This is a genomic window from Pauljensenia sp. C0170B4 (assembly GCF_056590235.1).
Map to the genome: position 1 here is coordinate 84,598 of NZ_JBWPVS010000005.1, position 22,815 is coordinate 107,412.

A 22,815-nucleotide genomic window follows, 5' to 3' on the forward strand; every position below is an offset into this window, starting at 1 on the left:
TAGGTCAAAGCATCGGTGTAAGCGCTGACCTGATAGCCATCGCGTTGGCCTGTTGTTCATAGTGCTGTCAGTTCATCGTGCTGACCTGTTAGTTCACAGCGCCGGCCTGATAGGTCTTGGCGTCGGCTTAACCGCTGACTGGCCCCTTATGTGGCCCGCTGCCAAGGCAGCGGGCCACACCTTTGTATGCGTGAAAGCTGTACCAGCGATCGGTGCTGCCGCCGCGGACGCGTCTTGTGCCTTTCTCCCTCGAACCCGCTCTCGTGCCGCCATTCGCGCGTGCTCATCTCTTGAGCCCGCGCCTTGTACGGGTTCATCCTTCATGCGTGCCCCTCTTGTCCGCCTTCTGTGCCCCAACTGTCGATCTCAGCTGACTGCAGCGAAGGGCGGATATGCCTATACGCCTGTGACCTGCATGGCTAGAGACAAGTTTGGCGTGGCATCTGTGCGGTAGGGCGCGAGATCGACAGTTGGGGTTGTGGGGGAGTGAGAGGACGGTCGAATACGCGACGACAGGGTGCTGAGTGTGGCTGAGAGCGAAAGAGTTGAATGCCATTAATCGTTTGTGGCAGATTTTTCGTAGACTGTATAAGCGTGATATGCGCCTTTTAACTAGAGTGCGTGCACGTAGGGGCAGAGTGCCTCGAATGAGACGTCAGGAGAACCGGTGTCACTGATTGACAAAATCCTCCGAGCTGGAGAAGGACGAACGCTGAAGAAACTCGAGCGTATCGCGAACCACGTAGATGCACTTGAAGAGGATTTTAAGGCACTGACCGATGAAGAACTTCAGGCTAAGACCCCCGAATTCAAGAAGCGCTACGAAGACGGCGAGACGCTGGATGAACTGATGGTGGAAGCGTTCGCCACAGTTCGCGAAGCTGCCTGGCGGACGCTGCGTCAACGGCCATTCCACGTCCAGGTGATGGGCGGCGCTGCCCTGCACATGGGCAACATTGCCGAAATGAAAACCGGTGAAGGTAAAACTCTGGTTGCCACGATGCCCTCGTACTTGCGAGCCCTCACCGGCAAAGGCGTCCACGTGGTCACCGTCAATGACTACCTGGCGCACTATCAGTCAGAGCTGATGGGACGCGTCTACCGCTTCCTCGGCATCAGCGTCGGATGTATCCTCACCGGCCAGACCCCAGACGAGCGACGCAAACAGTACGCCGCCGATATCACCTACGGCACGAACAACGAGTTCGGGTTCGACTACCTGCGAGACAACATGGCTCAGCGCACTGAAGACATGGTGCAGCGCGGCCATGCCTTCGTCATCGTTGACGAGGTTGACTCGATCCTGATTGACGAGGCGCGTACGCCTCTGATTATTTCCGGGCCGGCGACCGGTGATGTCAACCGGTGGTACACCGAGTTCGCGCGCATCGCGAAGCTGCTGGAACGCGACGTGGACTACGAAGTCGACGAGAAGAAGAAAACGGTTGGCATCCTGGAACCCGGCATCGATAAAGTCGAGGACCAGCTGGGCGTGGAGAACCTGTACGAAGCCGCCAACACGCCGCTGATCGGTTTCCTGAACAACTCCATCAAGGCTAAGGAACTCTTCCACCGCGACAAGGACTACATCGTCAGTAAGGGCGAAGTCCTCATTGTCGATGAGCACACCGGCCGTGTGCTGCCCGGGCGCCGTTACAACGAAGGTATGCACCAGGCGATCGAAGCGAAGGAAAAGGTCCAGATCAAGGCTGAAAACCAGACGCTGGCAACCATTACGCTGCAGAACTACTTCCGCTTGTATCCTGAGGGGTCACGCTCCGGTATGACGGGTACGGCTGAAACGGAAGCCGCCGAATTCTCCAATACCTACAAGATGGGTGTCATTCCGATTCCGACGAACCGGCCGATGATCCGTAAGGATCATTCCGACCTTGTGTACCCCACGCTGAAAGGCAAACTCAACGCGATCGTTGAGGATATTGAGGAACGCCACAAGGCTGGACAGCCGATCCTGGTGGGCACGACGTCTGTGGAGAAATCCGAAGTGCTGTCCAATATGCTGCGTCAGCATCACATCTCCCACCAGGTGTTGAACGCCAAACAGCATGAGCGTGAAGCTCAAGTCGTGGCAATGGCTGGCCGCAAGGGCGCAGTCACCGTTGCCACCAACATGGCTGGCCGTGGTACCGACATTATGCTGGGCGGCAACTCGGAGTTCATTGCGCAGTCCAATCTTGCTGCCAAGGGTCTCGATCCGACTGAGAACGCTGAGGAGTACCGCGAGGCGTGGCCGAAAGCACTGGAGGAAGCCGAAGCGGCAGTTGAAGCTGAACGCGAAGAGGTGCGCGAGGCCGGTGGCCTGTACGTCCTAGGCACTGAGCGCCATGAGTCGCGACGCATTGACAACCAGTTGCGTGGTCGTTCCGGCCGTCAGGGAGATCCGGGCGAGTCTCGTTTCTACCTGTCAATGGAAGATGACCTGATGCGCCTGTTTAATTCAACGATTGCGCAGCGCATTATGGCCTCGAACGCATACCCGGAAGATATGCCACTGGAGTCCAAGGCTGTGTCACGCTCCATTGCCAGTGCACAATCGCAGATCGAAGGCCGTAACGCTGAGATCCGCAAGAACGTCCTCAAATATGACGACGTGATGACCAACCAGCGCGAGTTGATTTATGACCAGCGTCGTCAGGTCCTTGAGGGTGCTGACCTGCAGGATCAGGTATCCTGGTTCATGGATCGTCTGGTTGAATCACTCATTGCTGAGCACACGCAGGAAGATTCGGCTCACGATTGGGATCTGAACGAGCTGTGGGCAGCGTTGCGCTCCTACTACCCGGTATCAGTGAGCGCCAAAGAGGTGGCCGAAGCTCACGGCGGGCAGGACTCATTGGTGCGCGATGACCTGAATTTTGAAATCAGGGGTGACATCCACACGGTTTATGAGCTGGGCGAGGAGCAGCTCAAACAGAACCCGTTGGCAATTCAGCAGCTCGGGGAAGATCCGATGCGTGACCTCGAACGCCGTGTCGTGCTGGCGACGGTCGACCGCCTGTGGCGCGAGCACCTGTATGAGATGGACTACCTCAAGGAAGGCATCGGCCTGCGTGCAATGGGACAGCGCGATCCTCTGGTCGAATACAAGGCTGAGGGCGCGCAGATGTTCCAGGCGATGATGGAGCGTATCCGCGAAGAATCGGTTCAGCAGATCTTCGGCTACCTGCACCAGTTCGAACTCGCGTGGCAGCGTCTGCGCGAACAGGGCGTGCTCTCACCTGCTGGTGAACAGGACGATGAGGCTGCTGAAGAAGACACGACCGGAGCGCTGGAAACTGCTTCAGCGCTGTGGGATTCGGAGGATGACGCCAAGGAAGGGAACTCCGACGAGGCGTCAGAGGCTGAACGTGAACAGCAGCGCCGGATTCGTCAGATGCAGCAGGAAGCCGAGCAAAAAGCTGCAGCTTCGTCTGCAGCGCTGGCGCGTGCTACATCTGTGATGGGTGATGTGGGCCAGCAAAAGCAGGCAGCACGCTTGAAGTATTCATCGAGTAACACCGGTGGCGAGGCGTCGCCTGCTGGCGGTCGGACTGCTGGACGAGGCAGGAGCGGTAACGCGGCTTCGTCTGGCGGCGGGAACCGTGCGCAGCGTCGTGCTGCGGCCAAGCGGAGGAAAAACCGCTAAGGCATCGATACCTGGCAGGCGAGAGATCCGCTCTCTTTGCAGGCGAATTCCCTATGCCTCCTGACAGGTAGTGCGCGGGCAGATTCTAAATGATGTCGAGAGCGGTGGCGAGCCATCGCCCTCGAAAATCTTCCAGCCTCAGCGCTGCTGCCCTGATCCGGCCGCACACCGCAAAGACGACGGTGGTTTCAAACGTCCCAGGTTTGATGGCGCACGTGCTCACTGACATGACGCGACATGGGGCAGGGCTGGTGCGCCGCGCGGGGAGCGCGCCGCCCGGATCGAAGTCCGTGGCATCAATCTGGTCGTAGAGCCCCGGCACGACCCACCGTCGAAGCTGCATGATGGGTCTGCGTCCCAGCAGAACCTCAATGATGCCGCGCGTCAGGTTGGCTGCCCACGTCCCTGCGTCGGGCAACATGTCGCGCGCAATGGGGCGCGCCGGATCGGGCTTGAGGCGCTCTTCAAAATCGAGGACGAGCGGGGTGGGCATATCTCGACGCATATCCCATCTCAGGCAGCCATCTGTGCTGCGGGAGTAACGTTCGGCTGCGCGTATCGTGCTCATGAGTTCTCCTTAGGGGGAATCGTGATAACTGTTCCTGGGTGGATCAGGTCAGGATCGTCTCCGATTACCTCAGCGTTCGCATGGATCAGTCGCTCGACATGGCGGGCGATCGTGGCATCGGATGCTGAGGCGGGGAGGGATGTTTCAGCGATCGTCCACAGACAATCGCCAGGCTGGATTTCGTAGTGGGTGGCGCTGCCCGTGTTGGACGAAGCGGTGTTGTGGGTGGGGGCGGGCGAAGCATCGTGTCCTGCGGTGCCAACACCGTGTGAGTGGACGGATGAGGCTGCCTGTCCGGCAGAACTTAAACCGTTGGAGGAAACAGGTGAAGCAGGCTTCCCCGAGGAATCGATGCTGTATGCGTGCGAGGGGGAGGCGGGCTGCTTGGATGAGTCGGTGCCCTGGGAAGCCGATGATCCAGCAGGGTGGCTGACTTGAGACGGAGTGTTCTTCGCAGATGGTGCAGAGTGCTCGGTCTGTGTCGACGGCCCAGAGTGCGAGGGTGCCATCGCGTTGCCTTCTGGTTGAGTGTCGTGTGGCATCTGGTGAGAAGGGGAGGGAAGCTGTGCGCTTGGACCTCCTGATTGCGCTGTCGAAGTGGATTGTGCGGTCAACGCTGGCCAGGTCAGATCATCGGGAATCGTGGAGTCACCCTCGTCGATGGAAGAAAAGGGAAGAACGTGCGTGGCAGATGATGTACTGGTCAGAGAAGGGGTGGAAGGCGTGAGTGGCGCGGCAAAAACCGGCATTCCAATAGCGCTGATAGCGGTGGTCGACACGCTCAACGCCAGAGCATGACGCGCGATTACTGCGCGTGCCTGCTGCGTGCCGAAGCGACGAATAAAACGAATGAGAGCCCGCGACAGTGCATCAGTGCGCGACGAAGCTGTCGCGAGGAGTGCCAGGAAGACGCAGAGCTGGTTCCATGCCAGAAAAACCGTTGCAACACAGGCGATGATCAGAGCAATCAACAGCTCCGGTCGATACAGATCACCTGATCGCACAATGAGGACAGCGAGGTAGGCGGTCAGTGCCAGGAGAGGTACACCTGCCCAGGCAGTGACCGTCACCAGCCCACGATTGCAATCAGTTCCATCCATGACATCCGTCTCGACTACGTATCCAGACCTGCTGTCTCCATTCATATCGAACTTCTTTCGTATCAGTTGATGTTAGTTCGTAAGAATTGATTAGAGTGTGCACGAAAGAATAATTGATGTCAAGTGGTGGCAGTTCCTTTTAGTTTGTGCCACACTGTGCGCATGGATCTGGATCGCCTTCTGGCAGACTTAAGTGCGCGCTTCGATGCTGAACGGCGCGAGGAAATGGACATTCTTGTCGACGAGCTCGCAGATGTTGAATGTGCGCGTGTAACGATGTCAGCGCGCCTGCTTGCGACGCGGGGGAGTAACTTGAACGTCTTACTGCGCGGAGGTGAGCGCATGGCAGGGATCGTTCGAGACTGCGCGCGTGAGTGGATTGTGATCGACAATGGGGTACACATGGTGCTCATCCCGGCTCACGCCATTGTCGCAGCCTGGCCGCTGGGAAGTCGCGCAGCCGATGAGTCAGCGCTGGCACATGAGGTGGCGATCAGTCACGTTCTGCGCGCGCTGAGAGATGAGAATGTGTACGTCGTCATCGACCATGAAGGCGGCCAGCACGCAGGATACGTCTGTGCTGTCATGGGTGACCACTTTGATCTTGAAAGCATGTCCAGCGGGCAGGCTCTTGACACGCGTGACTTCACCACTCCAGTCGTCATGTCGCTGTCGACGGGTGGGATACGCACGCTGCGTGCGCCGAGCCAGATGGCAGATTCGCTGATGATCTGACGCGCCGTTAGCTGTGAGCCGATTCGACCTTCATGCGCTCACGAGTAGCCGCGTACTGATCCTGAATGTACTGCTCGAGAACACTGGCTTCGACCCGCCATGCCTTCTTGCCGCCAACCTGGATTGCAGGAAGTTCCCCCGACGTCACCAGTGAACGGGCGGCGGACATCGTCAGGTTCAGTGTTTCAGCGACGTCGGCCAGTGTCAGGAATCGTGAAGTCATACCCATATCATGACATTTCCTTTCAGTTCAGTAAAGCTTTATTCACTTGTTGTGGATATAGTGCGGTGTTCATCGAAAGTTGCGTGTCCACTTTGTGAGCATGTGGACGAGGCGAGAGGACTCCTCGACGAGGCCTCATGTGTGAAGATGCAGGTCAGAGCGAACTGACCGCAAAGGCAGTGTGTGGGGGCGAGCGGAAGTTTTTGTGGATAACTCCACATCGAGGAAAAAACCGGGCATGATGTGGGAGTGCCACATATGAAGAACACCGCCCGAATACCGCGCCGGCGCAGCGTCATACGTGATCCGCGATTCCTGATCGGCATCGCACTCGTCACGCTGTCTATCCTTGCGTGCACACTCCTTGTATCTCATGCCCGCGGCGGAGTAAGCATCTATCAGGCAACGCGCGACATCGCTCCGGGAGAACCGCTGGATACGTCGAATCTGCAGATCGTGGATGCACGGCCCGAAAGCAATGCGTATGTGCAGCGCGATGAGCTTCCTGACGGAGCGCTGGCGTCGCACAGCATCGGAAAAGGTGAGCTGATTGCAACGGGAGCAGTGACAACAGACGAAGACGACGATTATCGCCGCCTCGTGATCGACATAGGTGCCGGACTACCGGAGTCCACTGCTACCGGCACATCCATTGAACTGTGGTCGATCCCTTCAGCCTCCATGAGCAAAGACCATCAGTCCCACCCAACGGTCGTATCGGGCAACGCCGTTTTTATTCGCAGTGTCGAGGGCGCCGCAGGAATCGGTGCTGCATCGGTGCACAGAATTGAAGTACGTATCCCATTTTCTGACGTCTCAGCCGTGCTTGAAGCTACGGGAGGAAACGGAACGATCACGGCCGTTCCGATCGGACAATGAGTGGGCCGATCGGTGTGATCGTGTGCGCGCCGACCCAGACGGAGGGGCGCCTCGTCCAGGCGATCAACGAAAGCGAGGAGTTTACTGTGTCGCGCCGGTGCGCTGACCTGACGGAAGTGCGGGCATGCGCGCGCTCATCGGTTGCACAATGCGCCATTATTGATGCTGATGATCCTGACCTTGATGCCCGCATAGTGGAGGACCTGCACGCGCACCATATCGGTGTCATTGTTCTCGCGCCCCTGGCTGATGCGCCGTCCTTACGTGCGCTGCATGCTGATGGAATTGCTCAGCCCGATTCACCTGATGGGATCGTGGATTCGCTGCGCGCCTTGGGGATGAGTGCATCTTTTTCTCCGGAGAGCGGTGAGCTTCCCCAAACGGGGGAGGATGCGTCCGGCCGACGGGAAGCCCAGATAGCGCATCAAAAGCGCTCCTACGCATTTGCCGACGGTGATGACGAGTTATCAGACGGGCAGCGCAGCGTTGACGGGACTGCGGAATTCGGGAAGATCGTCTGTGTGTGGGGGCCGTCAGGTGCTCCCGGAAGGTCGACAATAGCATTCAACGTGGCGGCGGGTGCGTCAGCCAGTGCGCGCGTCCTCCTCGTCGATGCTGACACGTGTGCACCATCCCTGGCTCATATGGCGGGTATTGCGCAGGATGCGTCGGGTATCGCTGTGCTCTCACGGACTGCTGCGCGCACTGATGTCGGAGCCGACGAGATTCGGGGAGCTGCAGTACCACTGACCGATTCCCTCGACATTCTCACGGGAATCACGTCGCCGCAACGTTGGCGTGAGGTATCACCGGCAGCGGTGGTCAGCGCACTGTCGGCGGCCCGCTCGCTGTATGACCTCATCATCGTGGACGTGGCTGCAGCAACGCTGGATCCGGTGGCACCGGGGAATCGGCATCAGGGGTCGCGCGATGACCTGGTCGCGGCAATTGTGCGGAACGCTGATGCGGTGATGTGCGTGTTTCGTGGTGATTCTCTGGGTATCAATCGGCTTGTGGACGCGTATCAGTGGGTAGGCCAGATCGCCCCGCACGTCGAGCCGATCCTGGTGGCCAACCATGTGTCATCGTCGGGAGCAGGGCCTCGACCTGTCAACGCGATTGTCCAGGCCCTCGCTCCGGTGATTCCCGGGCGCAGTATTCAACTTGTCCCGGAGGACTCGCGCGTGAGCGCCTCCCTGCTGCACGCGCGGGCAATTGTTCATGCCGAACCTGATCAGCCGGTCGGTCAGGCGTTGGCCGCGCTGACCCAGGTGGTGTTGGCTGTGCTTCCTGAACATGCTGCGTGATGCTCACCGCGGCAAGCGCGCGGCACTGATGTGGGACACTGGAGGCATGCGATTGTATGTGCCAGCGGTTTTAGACGAGTTATCTGCCGATCAGCCGCCTGTTCGACCAGGGTATGTGGCGATTCTTGAGGATGGGCTTCGAGGCGACGACATTGAGGAGCGTGAAGACTCTGCGATGAACCAGGCTGCTCTCGCCTCACTCGAATTGATCCGCGATCGCCGCGATGCAGAGGACGAAGAAGATGGTGATGAGGCTCGCGCATGCCTTGATTCACCTGCCTTCTGTGTGCCGGCACGCCGAGTTGTCATCGCGTGTGAGGCTGAGGCTGAGGTCAGCGATGAGGCAGGCGACCTGGCTGCTGTGCATGTTGCACAGGCACGTCCCCAGACGTACCGGTGGGATGATGTGGTGGCTTTCTTCATTGATGACGCGGAGGCGGCGCCGCTGGTTGAGCGCGTGACGCAGGCCCTCACTGAGGACGATGTGACCGGGGCTCTTGACGCGCTGTGGGATGAACCGTTGCTGTGGTTTGACGCGAGTGAGCGCACCACGTGCGCTGGTGGTGGCATCGTCAGCTGCGGCCGTACCCGCGTGTGATTCTCGAGGTGCCTATGCGCGTACCCGCAGTGTTGATCCTCCCGATGCCACTGGTATGACTTCGATCTGGTCTAAGATCCGCGACGTCATGTCTGCGACGTGCGAAATCACGCCGATGGTACGCCCTGATGTGTGCAGGGACGCCAGCTGCGCCATCACCGTGTCGAGGGTGGAGGAGTCAAGTGACCCGAAGCCTTCATCGATGAACATCGTGCGCAGTTCGATGCCACCGTTTTCGGTGGTCACGACATCGGACAGGCCCAGTGCCAGAGCAAGGGAAATGTAGAATGTTTCTCCTCCCGATAACGTCTTCGGGGAGCGTACCTTGTCTGTTTCATGGTCGAGTACCGTCAGGCCGAGGCCTTGAGCTTTATTGCGCGAATAGTCCTTGTCTGAACGAATCAGCTCGTAGCGCCCGTTCGAAATTGTCATGATACGAGGGTTAGCGCAGGCCAGAACGTCATCCAGTCGTCTACCGAGCACCCAGTGGGACAGAGAAGTTTGCGGTGAGTCCGCCGAGAGCTGACCCGATGATGCCAGCTGCGAGAGGTAGTCAAGCGGCCCGAACGCGTCGCGGTTCTTCACCAGTGTGTCGAGGCGTTCCTGAACAGTTGCCACAGCTTTTTTCACATCGGCAGCAACCTGCGAGCTGGCGCCGGCACGTTGGGCTGCTTCACGCGATACTGACTGAGCGTCTTCGTAGCTGCGCGCTGCGGCGTCAACGTCGGGACTCCGGGACGTGTCAACGTCTTTCAGGCGCTCGGATTGCAGGGAATTGTGCACGTGTGCGTCATCTCGATCAAACGCTGTGATGCGAGCATCCATTTCGTTGATTGCCACGTCGGTGCGCATGTCAGCGCGCACCTGGGCGGTGCCACCATCGCCTTCAGCGTAGCCGTATCGTTCGAGGGCATCCGCCTGTTCAGCCAGCGCCTGGTCGACGGCAGCTCGCGCGTGGATGGCGTTTTCACAGGCATGTCTCAATGTGTCAATGGCGTCGATCTGCACTGTGATGTCGTGATCTATGTCCTGCAAGGTCGCTTCGCCATCGCCGTGGACGCGCGCCGCTGTACACCGCTTCTCATCAGTATCTAGAGCTGCCTGCGCCGTTTCAATGTCGTGAGTCAGGCGATCACTGCGGCGGAGCAGGTCACGGCATGATTCGTCGTCACGTGTGCGCTGCGTCCGAAGTTTCTCGGCGGTCTTCTGGTCGTGTTGCACCGCTTGTAGAGCAACTTTCAGAGCGTCGATTGTGCGTGCTTCGTCTGCCAGTGCGGCTGTCAGATCCTCCACGCTTCCGTCAGCTTGCTGCCCGAGGGCATCCCATGTGGAACGAATCGATGCGCATTGCGCGCTTAATTGGGTGAATGCATCCTGTTCCTGCTGATACTGCACGTGCAACTGGTCGATGTCAGCAGGATCGACGGTGCCCGCCTCGCCTGCCTGGGCAGGGGACGGGTGCTCGGTTGAGCCGCACACCGGACACGGCTTCCCGGATTCCAGAGTCGAAGCAATACGCAGGGCTGACTGCGCGAGCAGTGCGCGCCGCGCCTGCTGTATAGTGTCATGAACTGTGTCGATGCGCGCCTGAGCTTGTTCAGCTTCGCGTATCGTGTCTTCTAACTTCTGAGCAACAGTGACGGCACGGCGCGCGGCGTCGAGCCGCTTGTCGAGAGCCTCGTGGCGCGTTTGAGCCGCGGTGAGGTCGATCGAAGCGGTCGTTGCCCGCTCATCGGACGCAGCCAGGGCTTCCAACTGTTCGGCATCGTTTCGCATGCGCTGACGCAGCAACTCCTGCTGCCGGTTAAGCTGCTCGAGCTGACTTTGTAGCCCCTGCAAGGCTTCGCGTCGCTCTGGCAAAGCGGCCTCCACGGCGGCCAGTTCAGAGATTTTGATGTGGCGAGCGTGCAGAGTGTCATGGGCGCGGGTCAGCGTGAGCACCGTGGCAGCTATCTCACTGTCATCTGCCAGGGAAGGCTCGCGCGATTCGTCGGTGTCCAGACCTGACAGGTAAGCAGGATCGACGTGGGCACTGCGGGCAGCAGCCATCGCGTCCGCCAGTGCATCGCGCGCGTCGACCTGGCGCGTTCGAGCCTCGTCCAGGCGATGGAGAACAGGAATAACGTGAGCTGCCTGGCGTGCTCGAGCCAGTTGGGTGCGCACTGCGTCAATGTCTTGACGCTCAGCGTTGAGTGTGCTCGCGCGTTTTTCCAGTTCGATGCGCTCACGCACACGCCGGGCGAGGTCAGTCGCGGCTTGCAGCTGCTTGCCTAGTTCTTCTGCAGTGTCCGCACACTCATGCGAGCGCTTCAGATCATCGTGTGCTTGATGCTCAAGAATCCTCTGACCATCCTCCAGATGCGTACGTATGGCAGCATCGTCAATGCCGATTAACTCGACCAGCATGGCGGCAGTGATCGGTGGAGAATCGTGTGCGCTGAGATCTGCCGTCGACTGGCTTTCGTCGGACCCACTTTCTTGGGCGCTGGGCGGCGGTGTCGAATCAGGGTCTGTGTCACCGAGTGCCTGCCATAACTGCGCGGGCAGTGAGTGAATCAGTGAACTGACCCGTTGCTGATCGTGTTCGAGGCTTCCTCGCGCCGCCTTAGCCTTCTCCTTCAGTGCCGTTTCGAAATTGACGAAAAGAGAAGTCTGGAAGATGCTGGATAGCAGTGCGTGACGATCTTCAGATGAGGCAGTGAGAAACTGGGAGAATTTTCCCTGCGGCAAAATCGCTGTTTGCAGATACTGAACGCCGTTAAGACCGATGAGGTGAGTGATCTCAATATTCGTATCTTTGACTCTGGAACAGAGCGCATCGACGGTGACGTAGGTGCCGGATTCGTCGGCTCGAACCTTTTCCAGGTGAGCACTCTGGTTGATGGCAGTCTTACGGCCTTCACGCGTGAACTGGGGAGTACGCGTCACGCGGAAGATACCCGCATCTGTTTCAAAGACCAGGGACACGCGCGAGGGTGCCTTCTCATCAACCAGCGTTGAACGCAGACGTGCATTATCTGCATCGCCTTGACGTGCAACTGTGCCGTAAAGCGCGAAGCTCACGCAGTCAAGAATCGTCGATTTTCCAGCCCCGGTCGGACCGTGCAGCAGGAAAAGCCCACCATCGTCGAAGCGCGTGAAGTCCACTGTGTGGTGAGAGATAAACGGGCCAATACCTTCCAGATCAAGGCAACGAATTTTCATTGGACGCTCCTGACCTGGATCTGCTCCCACACTGAATCAATGACGGACCGCTCTGCTTCATTCAGGGAACGGCCGATCGTCTGCTCGAAGTACTCGTCAATGACGGCACGATCTGAGCGCGCGGCCTGTCTGCTCGGACCGGTAAGGCGTTGGCTGGCGGGCACGGGTGGCGCATGCAAGATGGCGAGCGCGTAGGGAAAGACGTGACGGATGCGTGCAATCAGGTCACGCGGACGAATGTCGTCAGTTACCGTGATCGAGACGAAGTCGTCTCTCTGCTCCGCATACTGGTCAGAAATAACCTGTTCGAAGGGCCCCTCGATCACGTCGAGATTGCGCCAGATAGGGGTGGGAACGGTCTCAATGTCGGTGAGTGTGCCTGCGTCAATATGAAGAAGCGTCACCGATTGGGTGGAGGAAGCCTCAGAAAAGGAAAACGGCATAGGTGATCCGCTGTAGCGGATCGTGGCGCTGCTTCCGCTGATATTTTGCGGCCGGTGGAGGTGGCCGGCAGCCACATAGTCAATACCGTATTCGTCGAAGACACCCGCTGGCACCGAGGCGACCCCACCGACCTGGATGTCGCGTTCTGATTCAGATGGGGCTCCGCCTGTGAAGAATGCGTGCGACATGACGATTCGCACGCCGTCATCGCTGTTCAGAGTGCCACTGGACTCATCGTTGTCACGCCCGCCGTCATGTCCGCCGGTCACCTCACCGCTGCGCATACCGTGTCCATGGTGGCGAGCCTCGATATCGGCACCGATTCGGCGCAACGCAGCACTTATGACGGCCTCATGCGAACGCACCAACGGAATCGCCTGGCCATCCTCGTCAATAATGTCAGACAGGGGTTCGCGCACCAGGTCAGGCTCGAGGTAGGGAATCGCGTAGATGGTGGCATGCTCACCGTCGCTGGACGTGACGACGATGGGGCGGTCAATGTCCTCGATGGTGGAAGCAATCGTGAGTGAGTCTTGAAGAAAAGGAGCGAGGTAGCCCAGCCGAATGGCGGAATCGTGATTGCCGGGAATGATGATGACACGAGTCAGTGAACATAGGCGAACAAGGGCGTCCGACAGAGGACGGAGAACGTGGGCGGGAGGGACTGCTCGATCGAATAAATCGCCGCTGATGAGGAGCGCATCGACGTGGCGCGACTTCACCAGATCGATGAGCCACTCGAAGAAGAGGTCGCGCGCTGGGGACAGGTCGGCCCCGTGCAGGGTGCGGCCAACATGCCAGTCAGAGGTGTGCACAATCAACATGCTGTCAGTGTGCCCCATGCCATGTGCATTTGCGTACCGCCCCGGCAAACACCCTAATCAGAGGTGCTGTCAGGCCAATCCAGCTGGGTCAGAATCTCCTTGTGAATCAGTCCGTTGGAGGCACACGCATTGTCACCCCACGGGCCGTCCTCGCCGGTCAACGACGTGAAAGAACCGCCAGCTTCAGTCACAATCGCACAGCACGCCGCCATATCCCACACGTTCAGTTCCGGTTCGCATGCTGCATCGACCGCACCTTCAGCGACCAGCATGTAGCTCCAGAAATCACCGTAGGCACGGGTGCGCCAAAATGATGACTGTAGCTGGAGGAATTGCCCTCCTCGATCATGGTGGAGCCATCCGTCCAGCGAGGAATACGACAGGGACGCATCCTCGATCGAATCCACCTTCGACACGGAGATTTTCTTCGCTCGCATCAACGAGGTGCCGGTCCACGCTCCCTGGTCAGCAGCAGCCCACCAGCGCCGCTTCAACGCGGGCGCAGAGGCAAGTCCCATCACGACCCGATCATCTTCAACCAGAGCGATCAGCGTTGCCCACACCGGCACACCGCGCACAAAATTCTTCGTCCCGTCAATCGGATCGATGATCCACCGGCGGGCAGAATGGCCCGACGAGCCTCGTTCCTCACCGACTACCGCGTCGCGCGAGCGCACGTGGGACAGCTGGGAGCGGATCAAATCCTCCGCCGCACGGTCAGCATCGGTTACGGGAGTGAGGTCGGGCTTGGACTCAACCTGAAGATCCTGCGCACCGAAACGATCCATCGTCAGCGCATCCACCTGGTCTGCGAGGACGTGCGCCAGGCGGAGGTCCTCAATGTAACGGCGAGTATCAGACATGCTTCTACAGTATCGGCATTTGGCGTGTAAAGTCCTATCTCACGGCGGCGCTTCGCTGAGCGCAGCGGGACACATTCCGTTTACAGTATGGACATGTCACAACCATTCCTCATGCTGACCTCACGTAGCGAAGAAGTCGTTGCACGCGATGAGCTGATTAACCTGCCGCGCCTGGCAGGCCTGTCATCCGATGAGATCGTCCATGTGCGAATGGAAGCTGACCCCTTCCCATCAGTCAACTTCGACGAGTATTCCGGAATCATTCTGTGCGGATCACCGTTTGACGTGGCCGCTCCTGAAGACCGGAAAAGTCAGGTACAGCACGATATTGAGCGTAATCTTTTCGCACTCTTTGACCGCCTCCTCGACGAGTCCTTCCCCTTTTTCGGAATCTGCTACGGCCTGGGTCTACTTGCTGTGCATCAGGGCGGACGCGTCGGACCTGAAGCTGCCGAGGAGATCTCCGCACCGCAGATGACACTCACGTCTGCCGCCGCAGGGGATCCGCTGTGCGAGGGAGTGCCCGACACGTTCCGCGCATTCGTCGGCCACCACGAGGCCGTGACCGCCATGCCTGACAGTGCTGTGCTCATTGCGCAGGGACCGTCTATCGCGCCAGTGCAGCTGATCAGGGTAGGGGAGTCGTGCTGGGCCAGCCAGTTCCACCCCGAACTTGATCACGCAGGTATTGACGTGCGAATCCGCGAATATGCGGACCGGGGTTATTATGCGCCGACTGAACGTGCCCGCATTGAGTCGGAAACCGCGTCGGCCGATGTGTCGGGCGCGCACTTATTCCTGCAAAACTTCGCTCGCCATTTCCGCCGGGGCTGAACTGCTTCTGGCTGCCAGGCTGATCTTCGCGGTCGGCTCAGCTCCCGCAGTCGGTCTGGCCCCTCAGGGGCGGCTAGCCCGAGTGCGCCGATCGGCGCGCGTCAGTGGTGAGCTCTTGCGCTAGCCGTGGACTCGAGAAGTCGGCGCGCCGAATCGACAATCCTGCGCCGCCTGTCCGATTCGTCACTGCTGACCGGTTGCGCGTTGAAAGGTTCCTGCCCACTGATCCATGCGTCCAGCGCGCATGAAGGCTCCGACTCCAGATGCGTGCACATCGGCAAGCACCACGAACACACATCCTTCAGCTCAGGGAACACCGCCAGTACATCGGATTCGTCAACGTGGGCCAGGCCGAAGGAACGGACACCGGGCGTGTCAATCACCCACCCGCCTGACGGCAACATGAAAGCTTCCAACGACGTGGACGTGTGCCGCCCTCGTCCAGTCACGGCATTGACGTGACCCACACTGCGATGCGCATCGGGTACCAGCGCATTGATGAGCGTGGACTTACCCACTCCCGAATGGCCGACGAGCACCGACGTCCTGCCTTCCACGTGAGCGCGCAGTTCCTCCAAACCAGTCGTGACCTGCCCACAGCCGCCTTCATCGGTTCCTGTTGCTGTCGTCACGACAAAGGGGACACCAAAGCCGTCGTAGGTACGAATAATGTCGTCAGCAGGCGCCAGGTCAGACTTCGTCAGGACGACGAGGGATTCCATACCTGCCTCATGTGCGGCAACCAGACACCGGTCAATCATCCCGATCCGAGGCGGCGGACTGGCCAGCGCCGTAACGATCACCATCAGCTGCGCGTTTGCCACGATGATCTTCTCGCGCTGTTCAGGCACATCCTCACGCGAGCGCCGCAGCACCGATGAGCGCTCCTCAACAGCGACGATGCGCCCCAGAGTATCTTTCGCACCCGACAGGTCTCCCGTCAGCCGCACTCGGTCACCGACAACGACAGAGCCGCGACCCAGCTCGCGAGCCTGCACTGCAACAATGCGTACACCGCTATCGGCGGCAACAATGAAACGCCCGCGGTTAATCGCAATAACGCGACCCAGCGGGCGGGTCGACCAGTCCGGGCGCTTCTTGGTGCGCGGCCGGGATCCTCGACCAGGACGCACTCGCACCCGCGGATCATCAGTGCCGATATCGCGTCTGTTCACTGATCCCCACTTTCGGCCGATGCGACCGTCGCCTGCCACAACGCGACAAAATCAGGCAGTGTCTTACCTGTCGTCCCAATATCGAAGACGCGCACGCCGTCCACCACCAGTCCGATGATTGCTCCGAACGTCGCCATGCGGTGATCGTGATACGTGTGCAGGTCCGCTGCGTGGAGCGCTCGCGGGCGAATCGTCAGCGCATCAGGGTACTCTGTTACGTCACCGCCCAGTCGCTCGATCTCGGTGCGCAGAGCGCTCACACGATCCGTTTCATGCCCTCGCAGATGACTGATTCCCGATAGATGCGACTCGGTCGATGCGACAGCTGCCAGCGCCGCCACGGTCGGCGTCAGCTCACCGATGTCACTCATATCACGGTTAACGCCGAGCAACCGGCCACGCTCAGGGCCCTTCACGCAGAGGATCTCGTCGGCATCCACGTTGACCTGCCCACCCATCTGCTGAGCGATCTGACGAAACGCGTCACCGGGTTGCGTCGTGTGCACGGGCCAGTGCGGGATTCGCACCTGCCCACCGGTGACCAGAGCAGCAGCGATGAACGGCCCGGCGTTCGACAGGTCGGGCTCGATGGCAACGCGGCTCAGGATCGGTAGCTCCGGCTCAATAATCCACGAGGGAGCCTGTGCGTCGGTTGGTGTTGTGCTGCCACAGGTCGCACTGTCAGGGCCGTTCAGGCCACCCTCGTCTGTGCCGGAGCGAACGGTCACACCCCATTCCTGGAGGGTCCGCACGCTCATCTGAATGTGCGGCAGAGACACCACCCGGCCAGTGAGTCGAATCTGAACCGGCCTGTTCATACGGGTGGCGAGCAGGGGAGCGCTCAACAGCAGCGCTGAGGCAAATTGTGACGACTCGTGTGTATCAACGTCAATCGTCATCGGTGCATGGCGGTTGGTCACGCCATCACTGCCGCAAATATCAGCGGGAATCCCGTCGAGTTCGAAAGGCAGGAAACCTGGTTCGCCATGACAGGTGATACGAGCGCCGGCACTGGTCAGAGCGCTCAGGAGTGCATCCAGAGGGCGTACGCGTGCTCCCTCGTCGCCGTCAAAAAACGCGTGCACGCCGGCCGCGGCGCACAGGGCGGGCACGAAACGCATGACGGTTCCGGCAAGGCCGCAGTCAATGTGTGCGCGCGCCTCGCCCATCGTGTGCCGAGAGGGACGCACGCGCGCCGATCCTGTGGAATCCCAATCGACAGTGCAGCCCAATTGTTCGAGCGCATCGGCCATCAGGCGTGTGTCACGCGAATCCAAAGCTCCGTCGATCACACACTCATTCGTACTCTGAGCGGCCAGAATGAATGCACGATTGGTCAGCGATTTTGAACCGGGAACTGTGACGCTGGCATCGATTCGCCGGTGAGGTTCGATGAAAGGCGCGGACCAGAGGGGAAGCAAAGCCCCCGCCGTCATGCCTGATAGACCTCCGAAGCGTCATCCCATGCCTGACTTCGTGCCGCACGCAGCTCGGAGCGGTGATCGGCCCAGTTGCGCAGCTTCCACGTTGCGGATGGGCGACCCTCACGGTCGGTCGAGGCGATGACCAGGCCGCCGAACAAAGCGAAATCCTTGATCAGGCCGTTCCTCCACGCAGCGCGCTGATCGGGGGTTCCCTCCGTCCACACGGGGTTGTTCACCAGAGCCAGAGGGATGGAGGTCAGAGCCAATACCGCTGCAGAGGTTCGTGTGGCCTTGCCCAGAGCCAGTGACACTCCGGCGACAGCGGTCACGCCGCCCAGTGCGCGTGTGGCAAGTTTGAGCTGGCCATCGCTCAGCGTCAGGCCGGTCTTGTCAAGCAGCGGACGTGCCGGTTCAATGCGCTCCACGTGTTCGTCAGGATTCCTGATTGCGCTCACCCCGGTTGCAATGAATGGGAGTGCGAGCAATGGTCGTGCGACTAGGCGAAGAATATTCATGATCCTATGGTCTGCCCTTCTGGATGATCTGGCGACTGTGAAGAAGCGATGGAACAAATTCAGTTCCCCGCTCGTTATGAAGTATATGAGGCAACAGAGCATCCGCGGGGCTTTTCAGGCAGGTGACACGCGATATCAGGTGGGTGTGACCGGCCTAGCCGGCCATTTGGCACTAATGTGGATGCTGATGGCACACACGTTCACTCACACCCACAGCGCCGAGGATACCGCTGCTGAAACGGCTGCGGATCTGGATCCGTCGACGCGCGTGGATGGTGAATCTGACGGCGGGCAGGGCACCCTCGTCAATGAGTCTGTGGCCAATGGATCTGCGCTTAAAGAGTCTGCGCCGGTGGGGAAGAAGGAACGTTTCGAGGCTGAAGCACTCCCGCTGCTTGACCAGCTCTACGGCGCGGCACTGTCGATGACGCGCCACCGGGCTGATGCTGAGGACCTAGTGCAGGAAACATTTGAGAAAGCCTACGCAAAGTTCGACCAGTACAAGCCGGGCACGAATATCAAGGCCTGGCTGTACCGGATCCTGACCAACACGTATATCACGCACTACCGCAAGGCCAAGCGCTCCCCGAAACGCTCGGGCACGGAAACGGTGGAGGACTGGCAGCTGGTCGATGCCGCGTCTCATTCGGAAGAGGGATTGCGCTCAGCTGAAGCCGAAGCACTTGACCGCATTCCGTCCGACCAGGTACGCGACGCGATGGAGGACTTGTCAGAGGACTACCGAGTGGTCGTGTGGCTGGCGGACGTCGAGCAGCTCAGTTACAAAGAAATCGCTCAGACGCTGGACATTCCAATCGGCACGGTAATGTCGCGTCTGCATCGCGGCAGGGCGGCATTGAGGAAATCTTTGGCAGGCCTTGCGCGCGAATACGGGATAGGAGACAACGCATGAGATCACTCATTCACATCACCTGTTCCCAACTGCGTGCACACGTCGGCGAGATCGTGGATGTCGAGATGCGCACGTGGTCGGATTGTCACGACGAGGGCGACGCTGCGCGCGCGATCCCGATCGAAGCGTTGGATGAGCGGGCGGCTGAGCTGTTGGTTGCTCATGTGCAGCGCTGTCAGACCTGTCAGCGAGCCATCCAACGTGAGCGCCAGTTCCGGCAGATGCTCAAGCGGGCCTACTTGGCGCGCACGGTGCGTGCGCCTGAATCGCTGCGGATGCGGATCTGCAGCGTGTATGAACAGGAGTAATTGGCAGGGCTTGTGGACCTGAGAGCCAGGGTCGACGGGCGTGAATGCCGGGGCAGTGGAGGAGAGTACCAAGGCCGGGGACGTGAGATTGGTTTCGATTAGCCTGAGATATTTGTGACTTGGGTCAGTCTATGGAAAACTGGGCAAGTTGATTCAACAATTTGAGGAGGCCGTGATGTCGAAGCGTGGTCGTAAGCGCCGTGCACGTCGCAAGAACGCTGCCAACCATGGCAAGCGTCCCAACTGCTAGTTGGTGTGCGAGCAAGCTAATCTGACGCACGTCACTGACCGGATCTCACGATCCTGAGGCCGTGCGAGTAAAGCCCAGCATCTCATGGTGCTGGGCTTTTTTATGTGCCTGGGGCGACAGGCGGTCGCGGGCGGGGAGCGCGTTGGAATGGGGTTAATACCGGGTTAATGCCCGAAATGTGGGTTAATGCGCGAATGTCTGTATGGCGTGAGCGGTACACGCCGGTTGTGGACTTGAAGGGCTGACATTCGGCTCCGCAAGCGCAGATCTAGCTCGAGTAGGTGCACATTCCCCTAGATCTAACTTGGGCAGGTGCACATTCCCCTAGATCTAACTTGGGTAGGTGCACATTCCCCTAGATCTTCGCTTTTTTGTGCACGAACCCCTGGAAATAATAAGCCTGTCCTTGGGCGAGTTTTCAAAAGCGCTGGTCACGGGCCATGAGTGTGTCTGTATGCATCTCCGCTGACGCTTTATCTAGGGGTATGTGCATTTTGCGAGTCAAATTTAGGGGTATGTGCAACGAGAGACCTTAAATCTAGGGGTATGTGTATCGAGAGATCCACTTTGGGGTCGCTGGTCCTAGGTCATGACAGGCGCTGTGAAGTGTGGCGCAGACATCTCGAGATGAATTCCGGGTAGCCGAAAAAGAGGTATCGTATACCCGTGAGGTTCTACAAATGGTTCTATGCCGTGGGTCTGGGAAGCTGCCTGGGCTTATTCGAGGCCAGGCGTTTGAGGGGATTCCTCCTCGCACCGAGGGATTGGTAAAGTGAAAGAGAAAGTGCACGTGAAACGTGAGAGTGGAGTGCGCACGACTGGACGCGACGATGCAGCACCGCGCACAGACGGTCGCCGGCATTTAGTGACCCTTGCTAACGGGCCGTCTCTGCAGGAGATCAACGGAACTGTGGCGATCCCTGATAAGAATGCGAGCTTCCTGTGCCAACTCTTCGCTTTTTCGGGCCCGGGCGCCCTGGTCGCGGTAGGTTACATGGATCCGGGCAACTGGGTAACTTCCATCGGCGGCGGTCAGCAATACGGGTATCTGCTGCTCAACGTCATTCTGGTTTCCTCGCTGATCGCGATGCTGCTGCAGTACATGGCAGCCAAACTTGGCATCGTTGCCGGCATGGACCTGGCGCAGGCTACGCGCGCCCACACCTCGCGCACACTCGGGCTCGTCCTATGGGTCGTCACCGAGCTCGCCATCATGGCGACCGACCTGGCGGAAGTCATCGGCGCAGCTATCGCCTTGCACTTATTGTTTGGACTGCCGCTCATCGTCGGTGTCCTCATCACCGTCCTCGACGTGCTGCTGCTCTTGCTGCTGATGAGCGTCGGTTTCAGGAAGATTGAGGCCATCGTCGTCACGCTGATTCTGACGATCATGGCGGTTTTCCTGTACGAGGTCATCCTTGCGCAACCCAGCATCCCCGACATGGCGAAGGGTTTCCTGCCGTCACCCCAGACGCTGAGCCGCGGCGAACTCACCATGGCACTTGGCATTGTGGGCGCAACCGTCATGCCCCACAACCTGTATCTGCATTCATCCATCGTGCAGTCTCGTTCCTACAACCGACATGACGAGGGCGACCAGGCTCGCGCCGTACGTTTCGCTACGTGGGATTCGAACATCCAGCTGGGTGCAGCGTTCGTGATCAACTGCCTCCTGCTGCTTTTGGGTGCTGCGCTCTTCTTCGGTTCCAGCGAGGACCTGTCCACATTCGGCTCGCTCTACGATGCGCTCCAGGATCCCTCGCTGGCAGGTACAGTTGCCAGCCCGGTTCTGTCCACGCTCTTCGCTGTCGCACTGCTGGCCTCGGGCCAGAACTCAACGATTACCGGCACGCTGACGGGCCAGATCGTGATGGAGGGTTTCATCAGGCTGCGCATTCCGCTGTGGGCGCGCCGCGTCATCACCCGCGTCATCACTGTGATTCCTGTGTTGGTCTGCACGATTGCATTTAATGGTTCCGAGGTCGCCCTCGAAGAACTCCTGGTGGGATCGCAGGTATTCCTGTGCATCGCATTGCCGATTTCAATGGTGCCGCTGGTGTGGCTGACATCGTCGAAGAAAATCATGGGGGAGCGCTTCGTCAACGCGAAATGGGTCGCAATCCTGGGATGGGTGTCCACCATCGTGCTGACAATCCTCAACCTGAAACTGATCCTCGAAATCGTTGGAGGGTGGCTCTGATCAGCGCGGCAACCTCGCCGCGGCCGGCAGGGTGTTACGGCATCGGGTCAGCGTCCACCCACTCAAACCAGCCTTGGTGAAGAACCAGGTACGCCATCAGCGCGTATCCGGCTTGCGCCGGCAACGTGAGCTCATGGGGGGAGCGGGCAGTGGATGCGGCCATGTCAGCGATCCACTGGTCATGTGCGACCAGGGGCTCCAGGCACGTCACGTAGGTGATACCCCGGCGGTCACACACTTCCGCACATGCTCGGTCAAGGGCCGCCAGCTGCTGCTGCTGGGCTCCGGCCAGAGGCGGTGGGCCGACCACAAGCGTGGAGATGCCGCGCTCGCGCGCACGGTCCACAATATTGGCCAGATTCAGGCGTGACCGCGGTGTGGATAACCCACTGGGCACGTCGGCCGCACCAACGGCTACCACCATGTGCAATGTGTCGGATGAGGAAATCCGCGCGTTGACTTCACTTTCCCACCTGGCAGCGAGACCTGCGGTTGTTTCTCCAGGAACGGCGAGGGGCATGACGGCGGGGGCTGAGGCAAAACGGGTGCGTGCAATGACGCGTCCAACCCACCCCAAGGCCCGGGGGTCACCGGTTCCGGCAACCAAGTCATCACCGATCACGCAGATGCGCTTCACTGGTTTCCTCCTTCATGCACCTTCCACTAGATTAGCCGCTCGCAGCGCCCATCACACGTAACGCAAGCTGGCAGGTCAGATTCTGGCCCGACAGGTGTTCAAAGGTATGTGGGAACGACGAAGAAGCTCCGCAGATCGAGGTTCACACACCAGCTGTGCACGGGCCTG

Annotated in this window: 20 protein-coding genes; 10 read left to right on the forward strand and 10 right to left on the reverse strand. The window is 59.5% G+C overall.

What is annotated here, in order from left to right:
* Positions 1–667 precede the first annotated feature (667 nt).
* Complete coding sequence (gene secA, locus AC1EJ1_RS07765; protein ID WP_285015735.1) at positions 668–3,646, forward strand: preprotein translocase subunit SecA; 2,979 nt, start codon at positions 668–670, stop codon at positions 3,644–3,646.
* Between the two features lie 85 nt (positions 3,647–3,731).
* Here secA and AC1EJ1_RS07770 read toward each other — a convergent pair whose 3' ends face one another.
* Both AC1EJ1_RS07770 and AC1EJ1_RS07775 read right to left on the reverse strand, forming a co-directional pair.
* On the reverse strand, positions 3,732–4,214 hold the full coding sequence (locus AC1EJ1_RS07770) for an Rv3235 family protein (RefSeq protein WP_285015733.1): 483 nt from the start codon (positions 4,212–4,214) through the stop codon (positions 3,732–3,734).
* Positions 4,211–5,314, reverse strand: coding sequence for a LysM peptidoglycan-binding domain-containing protein (locus AC1EJ1_RS07775; protein WP_285015731.1), 1,104 nt, complete (start codon positions 5,312–5,314; stop codon positions 4,211–4,213). Before AC1EJ1_RS07775 ends, AC1EJ1_RS07770 begins: the two co-directional genes overlap by 4 nt.
* 162 nt (positions 5,315–5,476) lie before the next feature.
* Between AC1EJ1_RS07775 and AC1EJ1_RS07780 the strand changes: the two genes are divergently transcribed.
* Positions 5,477–6,049 carry a hypothetical protein gene (locus AC1EJ1_RS07780; RefSeq protein ID WP_058237018.1) on the forward strand — a complete coding sequence of 191 codons (573 nt, stop codon included), beginning with the start codon at positions 5,477–5,479 and terminating at the stop codon, positions 6,047–6,049.
* 7 nt (positions 6,050–6,056) lie between these two features.
* On the opposite strand, the gene AC1EJ1_RS07785 is transcribed toward AC1EJ1_RS07780, so the two are convergent.
* Positions 6,057–6,272, reverse strand: coding sequence for a helix-turn-helix domain-containing protein (locus tag AC1EJ1_RS07785; protein ID WP_058237829.1), 216 nt, complete (start codon positions 6,270–6,272; stop codon positions 6,057–6,059).
* 258 nt (positions 6,273–6,530) lie between these two features.
* On the opposite strand from AC1EJ1_RS07785, the gene AC1EJ1_RS07790 reads away from it, so the two are divergent.
* The 3 genes from AC1EJ1_RS07790 to AC1EJ1_RS07800 are packed head-to-tail and all read left to right on the forward strand — an operon-like array spanning position 6,531 to position 9,056.
* Complete coding sequence (locus tag AC1EJ1_RS07790; RefSeq protein WP_058237017.1) at positions 6,531–7,151, forward strand: SAF domain-containing protein; 621 nt, start codon at positions 6,531–6,533, stop codon at positions 7,149–7,151.
* Entirely contained in the window at positions 7,148–8,458 is a 1,311-nt protein-coding gene (locus tag AC1EJ1_RS07795; protein ID WP_285015726.1) for a CpaE/TadZ family protein, read from the forward strand. Before AC1EJ1_RS07790 ends, AC1EJ1_RS07795 begins: the two co-directional genes overlap by 4 nt.
* Positions 8,459–8,504: 46 nt before the next feature.
* Positions 8,505–9,056: a DUF6912 family protein gene (locus AC1EJ1_RS07800; RefSeq protein ID WP_157886370.1), complete on the forward strand. Its 552-nt coding sequence runs from the start codon at positions 8,505–8,507 to the stop codon at positions 9,054–9,056.
* A 12-nt stretch (positions 9,057–9,068) separates the two neighbouring features.
* On the opposite strand, the gene AC1EJ1_RS07805 is transcribed toward AC1EJ1_RS07800, so the two are convergent.
* From AC1EJ1_RS07805 to AC1EJ1_RS07815, 3 genes are read right to left on the reverse strand one after another with little or no spacing between them, the layout of a single operon-like run.
* Complete coding sequence (locus AC1EJ1_RS07805; protein ID WP_285015722.1) at positions 9,069–12,260, reverse strand: AAA family ATPase; 3,192 nt, start codon at positions 12,258–12,260, stop codon at positions 9,069–9,071.
* The gene (locus AC1EJ1_RS07810) at positions 12,257–13,528 is read right to left on the reverse strand and encodes an exonuclease SbcCD subunit D (protein ID WP_092649116.1); all 1,272 of its coding nucleotides are present in this window, start codon (positions 13,526–13,528) and stop codon (positions 12,257–12,259) included. The genes AC1EJ1_RS07805 and AC1EJ1_RS07810 overlap by 4 nt, the downstream gene beginning before the upstream one ends.
* A 53-nt stretch (positions 13,529–13,581) precedes the next feature.
* Positions 13,582–14,391, reverse strand: a complete 810-nt coding sequence (locus AC1EJ1_RS07815; RefSeq protein WP_058237012.1) for an inositol monophosphatase family protein — start codon at positions 14,389–14,391, stop codon at positions 13,582–13,584.
* A 93-nt stretch (positions 14,392–14,484) separates the two neighbouring features.
* On the opposite strand from AC1EJ1_RS07815, the gene AC1EJ1_RS07820 reads away from it, so the two are divergent.
* Complete coding sequence (locus AC1EJ1_RS07820) at positions 14,485–15,225, forward strand: glutamine amidotransferase (protein ID WP_074026193.1); 741 nt, start codon at positions 14,485–14,487, stop codon at positions 15,223–15,225.
* 101 nt (positions 15,226–15,326) lie between these two features.
* Here AC1EJ1_RS07820 and rsgA read toward each other — a convergent pair whose 3' ends face one another.
* The 3 genes from rsgA to AC1EJ1_RS07835 are packed head-to-tail and all read right to left on the reverse strand — an operon-like array spanning position 15,327 to position 18,339.
* Entirely contained in the window at positions 15,327–16,400 is a 1,074-nt protein-coding gene (gene rsgA / locus AC1EJ1_RS07825) for a ribosome small subunit-dependent GTPase A (protein WP_285015714.1), read from the reverse strand.
* Complete coding sequence (locus AC1EJ1_RS07830; protein WP_285015712.1) at positions 16,397–17,836, reverse strand: 3-phosphoshikimate 1-carboxyvinyltransferase; 1,440 nt, start codon at positions 17,834–17,836, stop codon at positions 16,397–16,399. The genes rsgA and AC1EJ1_RS07830 overlap by 4 nt, the downstream gene beginning before the upstream one ends.
* Positions 17,833–18,339 (reverse strand): DoxX family protein, encoded by a 507-nt coding sequence (locus AC1EJ1_RS07835; RefSeq protein ID WP_070726395.1) that lies wholly within the window; start codon positions 18,337–18,339, stop codon positions 17,833–17,835. Before AC1EJ1_RS07835 ends, AC1EJ1_RS07830 begins: the two co-directional genes overlap by 4 nt.
* A gap of 187 nt (positions 18,340–18,526) precedes the next feature.
* Here AC1EJ1_RS07835 and AC1EJ1_RS07840 point away from each other — a divergent pair, with 187 nt between their 5' ends.
* The 4 genes from AC1EJ1_RS07840 to AC1EJ1_RS07855 all read left to right on the forward strand — a co-directional run bounded on the left by AC1EJ1_RS07840 (position 18,527) and on the right by AC1EJ1_RS07855 (position 22,010).
* Entirely contained in the window at positions 18,527–19,252 is a 726-nt protein-coding gene (locus AC1EJ1_RS07840; protein WP_285015710.1) for a sigma-70 family RNA polymerase sigma factor, read from the forward strand.
* Complete coding sequence (locus AC1EJ1_RS07845; RefSeq protein WP_058237008.1) at positions 19,249–19,560, forward strand: hypothetical protein; 312 nt, start codon at positions 19,249–19,251, stop codon at positions 19,558–19,560. The genes AC1EJ1_RS07840 and AC1EJ1_RS07845 overlap by 4 nt, the downstream gene beginning before the upstream one ends.
* 175 nt (positions 19,561–19,735) lie before the next feature.
* Positions 19,736–19,810, forward strand: coding sequence for a 50S ribosomal protein bL37 (locus AC1EJ1_RS07850; protein WP_371935780.1), 75 nt, complete (start codon positions 19,736–19,738; stop codon positions 19,808–19,810).
* Between the two features lie 790 nt (positions 19,811–20,600).
* Complete coding sequence (locus AC1EJ1_RS07855; protein ID WP_285015707.1) at positions 20,601–22,010, forward strand: Nramp family divalent metal transporter; 1,410 nt, start codon at positions 20,601–20,603, stop codon at positions 22,008–22,010.
* A 34-nt stretch (positions 22,011–22,044) separates the two neighbouring features.
* Here the strand turns inward: AC1EJ1_RS07855 and AC1EJ1_RS07860 are convergent, their stop codons facing one another.
* Positions 22,045–22,647: a GDSL-type esterase/lipase family protein gene (locus AC1EJ1_RS07860; protein WP_285015704.1), complete on the reverse strand. Its 603-nt coding sequence runs from the start codon at positions 22,645–22,647 to the stop codon at positions 22,045–22,047.
* Positions 22,648–22,815 lie beyond the last annotated feature (168 nt).